Annotated in this window: 9 protein-coding genes; 4 read left to right on the top strand and 5 right to left on the bottom strand. The window is 39.3% G+C overall.

Annotated features, from left to right (window positions below):
* Positions 1–23: 23 nt before the first annotated feature.
* Together ilvA and BW961_RS27275 are read right to left on the bottom strand one after the other, a co-directional pair.
* Positions 24–1259 (bottom strand): threonine ammonia-lyase IlvA, encoded by a 1236-nt coding sequence (gene ilvA / locus BW961_RS27270; RefSeq protein WP_068592249.1) that lies wholly within the window; start codon positions 1257–1259, stop codon positions 24–26.
* 292 nt (positions 1260–1551) lie between these two features.
* Positions 1552–2160 carry an alpha/beta hydrolase gene (locus BW961_RS27275; protein ID WP_068592227.1) on the bottom strand — a complete coding sequence of 203 codons (609 nt, stop codon included), beginning with the start codon at positions 2158–2160 and terminating at the stop codon, positions 1552–1554.
* A gap of 293 nt (positions 2161–2453) precedes the next feature.
* Between BW961_RS27275 and BW961_RS27280 the strand changes: the two genes are divergently transcribed.
* The gene (locus BW961_RS27280; protein WP_068592229.1) at positions 2454–3290 is read left to right on the top strand and encodes a YitT family protein; all 837 of its coding nucleotides are present in this window, start codon (positions 2454–2456) and stop codon (positions 3288–3290) included.
* A 176-nt stretch (positions 3291–3466) separates the two neighbouring features.
* Here the strand turns inward: BW961_RS27280 and BW961_RS27285 are convergent, their stop codons facing one another.
* The 3 genes from BW961_RS27285 to BW961_RS27295 form a co-directional block, all read right to left on the bottom strand.
* Positions 3467–5107 (bottom strand): extracellular solute-binding protein, encoded by a 1641-nt coding sequence (locus BW961_RS27285; RefSeq protein WP_068592231.1) that lies wholly within the window; start codon positions 5105–5107, stop codon positions 3467–3469.
* Positions 5108–5175: 68 nt separating this feature from the next.
* A complete protein-coding gene (locus BW961_RS27290; RefSeq protein ID WP_068592233.1) occupies positions 5176–6069 on the bottom strand; it encodes a carbohydrate ABC transporter permease in 894 nt (297 codons plus the stop codon).
* A gap of 44 nt (positions 6070–6113) precedes the next feature.
* Complete coding sequence (locus BW961_RS27295; RefSeq protein WP_394327660.1) at positions 6114–7055, bottom strand: ABC transporter permease; 942 nt, start codon at positions 7053–7055, stop codon at positions 6114–6116.
* 220 nt (positions 7056–7275) lie between these two features.
* Here BW961_RS27295 and BW961_RS27300 point away from each other — a divergent pair, with 220 nt between their 5' ends.
* The 3 genes from BW961_RS27300 to BW961_RS27310 all read left to right on the top strand — a co-directional run bounded on the left by BW961_RS27300 (position 7276) and on the right by BW961_RS27310 (position 11827).
* Entirely contained in the window at positions 7276–8850 is a 1575-nt protein-coding gene (locus BW961_RS27300; RefSeq protein ID WP_068592236.1) for a response regulator, read from the top strand.
* Between the two features lie 15 nt (positions 8851–8865).
* Complete coding sequence (locus BW961_RS27305) at positions 8866–10626, top strand: cache domain-containing sensor histidine kinase (RefSeq protein ID WP_068592238.1); 1761 nt, start codon at positions 8866–8868, stop codon at positions 10624–10626.
* Positions 10627–10714: 88 nt separating this feature from the next.
* Positions 10715–11827 carry a family 10 glycosylhydrolase gene (locus tag BW961_RS27310; RefSeq protein ID WP_068592239.1) on the top strand — a complete coding sequence of 371 codons (1113 nt, stop codon included), beginning with the start codon at positions 10715–10717 and terminating at the stop codon, positions 11825–11827.
* Positions 11828–11956 lie beyond the last annotated feature (129 nt).

The raw sequence follows: 11956 nt of genomic DNA on the forward strand, positions 1-11956 counted from the left end.
GCTATTTTCTATTGAACTATTTTTTAAAAAAGTAAATTGAATAAATTCCGGTCTTTATTGAGTTCCGTATACTCGAATCCTTTACGATTCAAACGTTCTATCAATGCGGCATAGTCATCCTTCTCATCTAATTCAATGCCAACGAGCGCCGGTCCATTTTCTTTATTATGCTTTTTCGTGTATTCGAAGTTCGTAATGTCATCATCGGGTCCTAACACATCCTGAAGGAACTCACGTAATGCACCAGCACGTTGAGGGAAATTAATCATGAAATAGTGTTTGAGTCCTTCATAAATCAGTGATCGTTCCTTAATTTCCTGCATCCGAGCAATGTCATTATTTCCTCCACTAATGATACAGACGACTGTCTTTCCTTCAATTTGTTCACGATATAAGTCCAATGCTGACACAGGTAATGCTCCAGCTGGTTCTACAACGATAGCATTCTCATTATATAGTTCAAGAATCGTTGTACAAGCTTTGCCTTCAGGTACCATCACAACATCATCAAGCGTACGTGAACAGATATCAAAGGTTAAATCCCCTACCCGCTTCACAGCAGCTCCATCGATGAATTTATCAATCACATCCATAGTCACCACTTCTTTCTGTAGCAAAGCCTCACTCATAGAAGCAGCTCCCAATGGCTCAACCCCAATTAACTTGGTATTAGGGCTAACGGTCTTCATATACGTACCTATCCCAGCGGCTAGTCCGCCTCCACCAATCGTCACAAAAATGTAATCGGCAGCGGTATCGAGACTTTCCATCACTTCCATGGCAATCGTCCCATTACCCGCAATAATACGAGGTTCGTCAAAAGGATGAATGAACGTCATTCCCTGTTCCGCACAGGTCTTCATAGCCTCAGCGTATGCATCGTCATACGTATCTCCGATCAATACGACCTTAACGTTTTCACCACCGAAACGTCTAACCTGTTTTACTTTTTGGTTAGGCGTAGTACTTGGCATATAGATTTTACCTTGAATCCCTAGTGTCTTACAGGAGAAAGCCACGCCTTGAGCATGATTTCCTGCACTTGCGCAGACAATTCCCTTCGCTAACTCATCCTCTGAGAGACTACGAATCATATTATATGCACCGCGAATTTTAAAAGATCGTACCACTTGTAAGTCCTCGCGTTTCAGATACACGTTACAGTTATATTTTGTAGAAAGTACAGCATCCCATTGTAGGGGTGTCCGTACAATCACTTCTTTTAACACATGATGCGCTCGTACGATCTCTTCCATCATAACAGGCGCGTGCTTTTGTGGTTTTGATAAAGAATTCTTTGATTCTACTGTGGACGATTGTGTATGAGCTTCTGCTGTCTGATCTGTATTCTTTTCATTATTCATTCTATCATCCTACTCCTCTTCGAATATCTATGTATGATTGATTTATAATTTTTTATTTCATCTTAGTAACGTACTCCTTTTATGCTCATTTTTCAACCGTATCATAGGATTTTGGACACAAAAAAGCCCTCCACCTTATACAAGATGAAGGACCCTCTGTTTCAATTAATACCCTATTAGCTCATCATTAACTGAAATGTTTGCCAAACCATTCTCCTGCAGCAACAATCTCGGTACGACTTAATTGGTGCCCATTGTTCTCCCAATGTAAATCTGTTACAGCTCCCGCTCCTACCAACAAAGCCTGAAGATCTTCTGATTCTTGTGCAGGGCACATCATATCATTACGTCCTGCGCCGATAAAGACAGGTATACCAGACAAATCAGGCAACTCCTTATTACGCAAAGGAACCATAGGGTGATGCAAGATAGCCCCTTTAAATGCATCCTCATAATGGAACAACAGACTTCCCGCAATGTTAGCTCCGTTAGAATAACCTATAGCTACCATGTTACGACGATCTATACCATATTTCTCTGAAGCTTCATCTAGGAATGCATAAACTTCTTGCGTACGGTTCACCAAGTCTACTTCATCGAACACGCCTTCGGCTAAACGACGGAAGAATCGCGGCATCCCATTCTCTAACACATTGCCACGGATACTAAGTATAGAAGATGAAGGTGAGATCATCTCCCCAATGGGTACTAAATCTTGTTCAGTACCTCCCGTACCATGAAATAGGACGAGTGTTGGTGCCGAAACATCGCTTCCTTGTTTATATATATGCTTCACAATATATCGCCTCCAGATGTAGTTAGTTTAACCAAATCATATTTATTTCGATATTAAGATTATTAAATAAATGATATCTCAATTAGAGATACAATGCAAGTCAACATTGATTCTTATTTCCCTATTTATCCAACATTATGATCCAGAATTTGCGTCATCATTTCGCCTGGGTACAAACCACTTTGCATCTAACATTGACATATGTAAAAATGGGGGGTAGGATTTAACTTTTGTGAGACTATTACATAAGCGAACGTAAACGAACGAACCAACACAACAAAGGCGGGCTTCTCATGAACAAGAAAGTGATCGATATCGTTTCAATTATTTTAGGTGCGTTTATCTTCGCATTAGCGGTTAATTTATTCGTTATTCCAAATGAGTTCGGTGAGGGTGGCGTCACCGGAATAACGATTATATTATACTATCTTTTCCAATGGTCCCCAGGACTAGTCAGCTTGATTATCAATGCCTTTTTACTCCTAGCTGGTTATAGATTTTTGGATAGAACAGCGACAATTTACACCATTATTGCTGTACTATTCAATTCCCTTTTCCTCCATCTAACAGCCAACTGGAGCATTCCTTCAGATGAACTATTACTGAATGCCATTTTCGGTGGTGTCTTTGTGGGTGTAGGGATCGGAATCATTATACGTGTTGGAGGTACAACCGCTGGCACAGTGATTCTTGCGAGAATGGCTAACAAATACCTAGACTGGAATATAAGCTACGCGTTATTATTTTTCGACCTCATTGTAGCATTCTCTTCTTACTTTATTATTGGCGCAGAAAGTCTAATGTTCACGATCATCATGCTGTATGTGGGTACGAAAGTGATGGACTTCATTATTGAAGGCCTAAATCCTAAGAAAGCCGTTATGATTATTTCAGAAGAGCAAGATCAAATTGCTGAAAAAGTGATTGTCGACATGGATCGAGGCGTTACTGTTCTTTCGGGTCACGGATACTATACGAAGACGTCTAAAGAAATCCTTTACATCGTCATCAGCAAACAAGAAGTGTCTGCACTCAAGAAAATCGTGAAGTCCATCGATATCGATGCTTTTGTAACCATTCATGATGTACGTGATGTGTTTGGGGAAGGATTTGTTGATATTTCGAAATAAATCGTAGAACTTTTATCTAAGGATGATGAAAAAGGTACCTTTCATATTATCTATTCATTGAATAAAAAGCTGGCAGCATCATAAGGATTGCTGCCAGCTTTCGTTTGAAATTAGCTTATTGTTCTGATGGATACAATCGTGATTCTCATCGCAATCGCTATTTTCACTGTCTTCTATTATTCATTAATTTTTTTTATGTTCTCTTGCCATTTTTGCGTTTGAAACTTCAGGAGCTTCTCATAACCAGCATTCTGTGCATCCTGCTCTGCCTTATCCAGCAAGGCTATCACTTCTTGCTCATCTTTAGCAAACAAAGCCTTGGCTCGAACCTGGTCCGCAATATCAGCAATTTGTTGCATAATAATCCCTTCATCTGAATCCGGTAGAGGATTAATATTTCCAAATTCTGTCGCGTCAAAAGACGTTTTCCACGCAACATTTGTTTGGGACACCGTTGCCCAATCACGTTTGTCTTCCGGTAGATTCATTTCATTGACTGATTTAGATTCATCGATGAACGTCGTATTTCCTGCCCATTGGAATGTATCCCAAATTGCCATCAATTTAGTTCGCTCTTCAACATCATTAGCATATGTTTCTGTGTATAATGGTGCACCCGATTCGCTCGTTCCCTTCCAATAGGTTCCTTCCGGTCCCCAAAAAATAATCCGTTCTCCTTCCTCCCCTGTCAGCCAATCCAAATAAGCAAATATACCTTCAGGATTTTTAGCAGCAGTTGTAATCACACTAACATTCCAACCAAGAGAGTCAAACTCATTGACCCAAACCTTTTTGGGATCAACGCCTTCTTTATGAAATGGCCAGATCATAGTGTAACCATCTTCCGGATCCTTAGCTTTTAATATACTATTCGCTTCTGTCCCCATAACGGTAGTAGTAAAGTCGCCGTATATAGCAACCATACCCTTATTAATTTTCTCTTTCACCTGATCCCGTGTCTGGGTAATTGCGTCTTGGGTAATCAACTTCTCTTTAAATAGTTTATTAGCAAATACCATCGACTCACGATATACCGGGTCGCTGAATAAAGATTTCAATACATTTCCATCAGGAATAGCACGATTCATCAAATGTCCCACTGTTCGATCTTCTGACATTCCCGCGTACAGAAAATCAATTCCTTGACCGGAAAGACCCACTTCAAATGGAACCACTTTTGGATACTTCTCTTTTACTAATGTTAAATAACTATATAAATCATCGAAAGTTTCCAACTTGGGTGATCCCAGATCCTTATATATCTTATTATTTATAGCATATCCACCATTCCCCATTGGTCTTTTTGTATACCAGTTGGGAAACTGATACAATTTACCGTCCTCAGAACGTAGCATATTAAGCGTCTTATCTCCAGCCCACTTTTTCAAATTAGGGTATTTATCCAAATAGGCATCCAGCGGTACAAGCTTACCTGCCATTCTAAGTTTCTCTACATCTGTCCCACGATCTCCCCAAATCACATCCGGTAACTTTCCCGATGCAATCATGGTATTAAATTTCTGCAGTGCTGTCCCCCCCGATTGAATTGCTTCGACCGTTACTTTCTTATTTTCTTGTATCCATTTGGTTGCTGGATCTTGGCCCCACGGATTCATCGTGTACCAATCGTAATTACCGTAAAAGGAGAAATTTAACGGTGTTTCCCCTAGAATAAAATTCCCTGCATCTCCTTGGTCCACTACTTTATTCTGATTGGATGCCTCGTCCCCCTTACTACAAGCTGAGAACAGAACACTCATACTTAACATAAGAGCAAGGATAAGAAACATTGATTTTTTATTAATTTCCACATTCATTCCCCCAGTATAAATATAGTATATAAAAGCCTGGCCATGCTTTGATACCCCACACTAAATATGCAAACTCATTCTTTCATTGAACCGATCATTACCCCTTTTGTAAAATACTTTTGCAAAAATGGATAGATAAGCAAGATCGGGATCGTCGCAACAAGCATCGTCGACATCGTAAGCGATTTTGTAGTAACGTTCTGCATGCTGGCCATATGGCCTTGGGCTGCAGCGTTTGTCTGCATCATCTGCTCTGACATAATGTTGGAGCTCAATATTTGCTGTAGCAAAGTTTGAATTGGCATTAAATGTTCAGATGTAATATATATACTTGCTGTGAACCAGTCGTTCCAATGCCATACCGCCGCAAATAACGAGAGCGTGGCAATGACTGGTCCAGAAATAGGAACTACAATACTAAAGAAGGTTCTCCAGTTGCCGCATCCGTCAATTTTTGCTGATTCCTCCAGACCTTCCGGTAGTTCCAAAAAGAAGGTACGAAATATGATCATATTCCAGACACTAATAATGTTCGGAATAACCATGACCCAAAAGCTATCCATCAGACCCAACTCACGATTGATCAAATAAGCTGGAATCAAGCCACCACTAAAATACATTGTAATAATACACATAATCATAAAGTATTTACGACCAATCAAATGCTTCTTTGACATACCATAGGCAAAAATTGCGGTACATGTAATCGATATCGCAGTACCTATTACCGTTCGCAAAACAGAAATAAGAAACCCACTCATCATTCGTTTATCTTGAAAGACAACTTTATAGTTCTCTAATGTAAACTCTCTGGGCCAAAATGTAATTCCCCCAAGCGCCGTATCTGTTCCCGTGTTAAAGGAAATGACGACCGAATTCCAAAATGGATATAACATCATAAAAGACATAACAATTAAAAACACATAAATTAAGATTATAAAAATACGATCAGAATTAATTGTTCTCATAGCGCATCACCTGCATTTCAAATAATTTATGTAACATAATCGATTTACCAAAGACTGCGGCCTATCTTACGAGCAACCGCATTAGCGATGGTCAGCAGAGCAATACTAATAATTGATTTGAATAATCCAACTGCTGCCGCATAGGAGAATCGCGAATTTTTTATACCGACGCGATAAACATACGTATCAATAACGTCAGACACATCCTGAAGTACCGGATTTTTCGCTAATAACAGAATATCTTCAAACCCAGCACTCAAAATGTCGCCCACGGCTAAAATCATAAAAATAATAATGACTCCCGTAATCCCCGGAATAGTAATGTACATTATTTTCTTCAAACGGGTGGCGCCATCGATCGATGCCGCTTCATAAACTTCAGGATTAATACCTGCTATTGCCGCTATATAGATAATCGCTGAGAAGCCAATTTCTTTCCATACTCCTGTAGATATTAAAATTCCCCAGAAATAATTAGGAATAGAAAGAAAGTTGATAGGTTCATTTATTAAATTAAATTTCTCCAGCAAAATATTTAAACTCCCATTTTCCGTAGCCAGAATCGACATTGCTAATCCTGACACAATAACCCATGAGAGAAAGTGTGGTAAGTAACTGATCGTTTGAATGACTTTTTTGAAACGTATATGTGCCACTTCATTCAAAATAATCGCCAAGATAATCGGTGCAGGAAAACCTATAAGCAATCTCAAAAAGCTAATCACAATCGTGTTGCGCATGACGTTCCAAAAATCTGGAGAATCAAAGAACATTTTGAAATGCTTAAAGCCGACCCACGGGCTATGAAAAAAACCCCCAAATATATCGTAGTCTTGGAATGACATTAACACCCCATACATGGGTAAGTAAGAAAAAATAAAAATGAGCACCAATGCGGGTATCACCATAAGCTGCAGGTCAATTTGCGCTATATATCTGACCCAAAATGACTTTTTTCTATCTTTATGGGACATTACAGCAGCCATGCTGTCTTTCTTCATTTCAACACTTCCTCCGTTGACTATAATAATTTCAAATATTACTTAATAGTAGATGAGCTCCTCATATAAAAAAACTAATACATGCAACGATTTGTAGACTTCTGCAATGATCTTAAATTGTTTTCATTGCCAGTACGAAGCGTAATGTGATGTAATACAAATGAAATGTTAGCGCTCTCAAAATATCAATATCAGGAGGAATAGCATGTACAATGTCATGCTGGCAGATGATGAGATCTTGGATTTACGAGGACTGGAAAGGTTTATCCCTTGGGAAGAACTTCAAATGAATGTTGCAGCGGTCGTAAATAGTGGGTTAGCGGCACTTGAATATATGAAGACTAATATAATACACATCCTGATTACCGATATTCGTATGCCTATTATGTCAGGGCTCGAGATGTCTCGTAAGGCACTACAGTTGCATCCACACTTAAAAATTATTTTCATTAGCGGCTACGAAGATTTTCAATATGCGCAACAAGCGATGCAGCTTAACGCACAGAGCTATGTGCTAAAGCCGATAAATGATGAGGAAATCATTCAAGCACTACATAAGGTAAAGGCCCAACTGGAACAGGAGACTCAACGAACGTTACTGGAAAACGCCTACCATAAGACACTACCTGCCATTAAGAACGATCTACTAATTCAACTCTATGAAGGCCAACTAGATTGGAAAGCCAATGCAGCTATGCTGACAGAACAATATGGAATTAAGCTATCACAGTCTGAGCTTACGGTTGCCTATATAGAAATTGATGATCTGTCCTGGAAGCTTAATACCTATGAAGAACATGAAGCCAAGGCCATCGTGAATAGGGTTTATCAAGTGATCGACCAACGCTGTAGACAGCACGACATTTGTACCTTATGCAAGCTATCTGCACATCAATTTGTAATGATGGTCGAGAGTAATCAACAATATACCCAACTGCTTAATGATTTAATACGAGAAATTGCATCAACATTTCCAATTACGATTACCGTGGGTCTGGGAAATGCATTCTCCTCGTTCGAACAGGTTCAAATCTCTTATCAACAAGCCCAAAAGGCACTCGACTTCAAGATGCTGGTGGGCAAAAGCATAGTTATTCGCTATGGCGATATGGAGGTCAATCATGTCAAAGAAGTCCAGCATTGGGAAATGGCACTGGACGCTCTATTTGTTGAAATGTCTAATTATCACCTTGTCCAAATCCATGATGAATTAGAGCATCTATTCACAATCATCCGTAATATGAACTCTAAGGTGAAAGTGTACAATTCTTTTATTCAAATTATCTCTAAACTTGATGCTTATCTGGCAAACATTAATGAAGATTTATTTCAAATGCCCGGAATACAGCTTGAAGGTCTCCATATTATTTCTAAATTTGAAACGATAGACGATATAAAAACTTGGATACGAAAAAAAGTGTTTGAGATTTCTGAACTCTTACATCTCAAAAAGCAAAAAAAGAATAATCGACTCATCGAATCCATCAACATTTATGTCGAGGAACACCTACATGAGAATATCGCTTTACGCGATATCAGCAATCACTTTTCCTTCTCCTCTAACCATTTTGGTGTTCTATTTAAACAGGGAGTTGGCATCAATTTCAGCGATTATGTGGTGAATCGCCGGATGGAAAAAGCTCGTAGTCTGCTTCAGGATCATCAATATAAAATTTTTGAAATTGCCGCACGGGTCGGCTACAAAAATCAAACCTATTTCAGCAGGCAATTTAAAGACCACTTCGGGATGACCCCCGGCGATTATCGGAAACAGAGCTAAGGAGGTTTGAATGAGATGCAATATATGAAGCGAGAAAAGCGATATTTTTCATTTGGTTACAAGCTAATGATCTCATATATCCTTTTGCTCGTTTTACCGGTAGTTTTCGTTGGAATATTTGCGTATAACACATCTATGCATTCGATCAAACAACAAACTCGCGCCAATATTCAAGGTACGCTTCAACAGATTCAAGACAACATCAACTATAAAGTGGAAGATATTATGCGTCTGACAGATCGGTTGTATTATGATCGAACGCTAGCAGACTATTTACGGCGATATGATGATGGCTATTACAGCTATGATACGACGAGGAGCTACTTACTTCCCAGTCTGCAGAGCACAATCCATTCAACTAAACATAATATCGCACTTTCCGTTTACATCAAGAACGATACAATTCCTGAAGTGTTCTTTCTTAATGATGATATGGACCCCTTAAGAAAAGGACCCTTTTATGAAATGTATCACCTGCAAAGAATTGTCGACAAAGAATGGTATACAAGTTTCCCGAAGGAGGAGTATGGCCTCACCACACAGTGGCGCCAAATAGAGAGTGATAGGCAATTTCAGAACATCTCATTGCTTCGCAGACTGATGGATGCATTCGAGCCTACCGATCCCAAGATGATCGGTTTCATCAAGATTACCGTTAAAATATCTGATATTTTACAAAGTGTAGATCATGAGAAAATTCGCAAAGGTAGCACACTATATATTGAGAATGAGCTACATGAGGTTGTTTACATTTCTTCCGAAAATCCGAACATAACTGCCCAGAACATTCCCTCCTCAGATAATCAAGATTATTTGCAAATTAAACAGCCGATACCCAGTCTCAATTGGACTCTCATCGCCAATATACCTAATCGCGAATTAGAAAAGGAGCTGTTCAATGTAAAAATAGTAATCCTGCTACTTTGCATAGTCAGCATCGTCGTCTTCTCAATCGCAGGTGTATTTTTGTCAGCCTATTTTTCCAAACGAGTAACTAAAATTGTGTCTGTGCTGAACTCATTTCAAGAGGGAGATCTTCATAAGCGGCTTCGTTACAAGGGGCATGACGAATTTAATCAAATAGCCTCCGCACTGAATGATATGGGAGAGAATATGAACCAACTCATTCAAGATGTCTACATATCCAATCTTCAGAAAAAAGAAGCTGAGCTGGAATCACTACAAGCTCAAATCAATCCACACTTTTTATACAACACACTTTCTTCTATTAACCGGCTGGCCCAATTTGGGGAAACAGAGAAGCACTGCTCAATGGTAAATGCACTTGCCAAATTCTATCGGCTTACCCTTAACGATGGGTTAACGATCATATCTATTGAAAAAGAGCTACAGCAGGTGCAGGCCTATATTGATATTAAAAAGATACAATACGAGGAGCGGATGAATTTTAGTTATGAGATCGATAAAGAAGTACTTAAATATGATACAGTAAAGCTGATATTGCAGCCTTTTGTGGAGAATATACTTGAGCATGCTTGGTACGCTGATCGGATTCATATTCGTATTGTTGCCATAGCAGAACCAGATGGAATCACGTTTAAAGTGATTGATGATGGGATGGGTATGAGTCAGAAAACGATAAATCAGATATTTTGCAAAGGTGGGATTAAAATGGGATACGGTATACGCAATGTCGATCAACGGATTAAACTCCAATTTGGAGAAACCTATGGCGTTTCACTTCATAGTCGGCTTGGCATAGGTACGACCGCAAAGCTCACCATTCCTTACTATAATCATTCAGAAACAGCATAAATCGTTGTATAGATACATTGTTTGGATATGTATGCGGACTTATAATAGGCATCAGAATACAATCATTCTTGAAAGGTGGACTCATTTAATGAAGCAGAAATTCATCTTCCTGATCGCTTCCATGCTAATCGTCTCCATGGTACTCTTGTCAGTCAGCAATAGTTACGCACAAACAGGTCCCTTTGTCACTGAAGTCATTGTTCGTACGGTCGACAATTTCAAGAATCATAACGATGTTGTTACATTTATGAACAATGCCAAAAATCGCAAGGTCTCTGTCATTAATTTAAATGTTAAAGAAGACGAGGATGATGCCGTTCCTTCAGGGTATGTCTTTTATCCAAGTAAAATCGCTCCAATCGCCGCAGGTTATGCCAATTTTGATGCCGTTAAAGACGTAATAAAAGAAGCCCATGATCGTGGAATTCAGGTACGAGCTTGGATCCCGCAGTTCCATGACAAAGCCGCATTTGATAAGAACAGCGATTGGCAAATGAAGGCACTCGTTAACGGTCAGGTTGTTCCTTTTACTGGCTCAAACGGAAATGAGTATTTTGTAAATCCACTTCACCCTGATGTTCAAGCCTATGAACGGTCTATTATTAAAGAAATCGCTACAAAGTATGATATCGATGGTATCGTGCTCGATTGGATTCGTTTCGATGACTTCAATATGGATATGGGTAGCTACACCAGACAACAATATCAATCACAATATGGCTATGATCCGATTACAATTAACTTTGGAACGGATAATGCTAAGCGTACAGAATGGAATGAATGGAGAACAACTGGTCTGGGCAACTACGTGCAGGATGTACGCAATGATCTGAATAGCATCACACCTGGTCTATTTTTCGGTGCTTATGTTTTACCGCCAGAATTCGTTGAATGCGGTCAAGACATCGCAAAATTCATGCCACATATGGATTTCATCTCTCCTATGGCTTACTTCGATGATTGGGAGTTTGCTCCAAGCTGGGTTTATGATGAAACCGGCATTCTCAGTCAAACCAAACAAAAGATCGGAAACACAGAAATTATCGCTACGCTAGATACCGATTGGACAAATGCACAATACCATAATGTTCATCAGGGCATTCGGGATAACTTCCCACAAATTTCAAATTTATCATTCTTCGTCTATGGCAAGTGGACAGATAACGACTTAAAGAAAATTAATAATCGTGCAGGTTGGTAATCCATCTTACTTCATTTCCAATATATAAAGAGGCCTTCCTATTGTGATATGCTCCCCTTATAGTAGACAGAAAAAAGCAAGCCGATTAATCTGTCTATTATGGAGGGGATTTTTTTATGGGCGAAATTA

It is taken from the genome of Paenibacillus macquariensis (assembly GCF_900156375.1).
Taxonomy (GTDB): Bacteria; Bacillota; Bacilli; order Paenibacillales; family Paenibacillaceae; genus Paenibacillus_AQ; species Paenibacillus_AQ macquariensis.

What these genes read in the sequence shown, in the direction of transcription:
- BW961_RS27300 (WP_068592236.1), top strand. Translation starts at nt 7,276, where the DNA reads ATGTACAATGTCATGCTGGCAGATGATGAGATCTTGGATTTACGAGGA.
- BW961_RS27305 (WP_068592238.1), top strand. Translation starts at nt 8,866, where the DNA reads ATGCAATATATGAAGCGAGAAAAGCGATATTTTTCATTTGGTTACAAG.
- BW961_RS27295 (WP_394327660.1), bottom strand. Translation starts at nt 7,055, where the DNA reads ATGGCTGCTGTAATGTCCCATAAAGATAGAAAAAAGTCATTTTGGGTC.
- BW961_RS27280 (WP_068592229.1), top strand. Translation starts at nt 2,454, where the DNA reads ATGAACAAGAAAGTGATCGATATCGTTTCAATTATTTTAGGTGCGTTT.
- BW961_RS27310 (WP_068592239.1), top strand. Translation starts at nt 10,715, where the DNA reads ATGAAGCAGAAATTCATCTTCCTGATCGCTTCCATGCTAATCGTCTCC.
- ilvA (WP_068592249.1), bottom strand. Translation starts at nt 1,259, where the DNA reads ATGATGGAAGAGATCGTACGAGCGCATCATGTGTTAAAAGAAGTGATT.
- BW961_RS27290 (WP_068592233.1), bottom strand. Translation starts at nt 6,069, where the DNA reads ATGAGAACAATTAATTCTGATCGTATTTTTATAATCTTAATTTATGTG.
- BW961_RS27285 (WP_068592231.1), bottom strand. Translation starts at nt 5,107, where the DNA reads ATGAATGTGGAAATTAATAAAAAATCAATGTTTCTTATCCTTGCTCTT.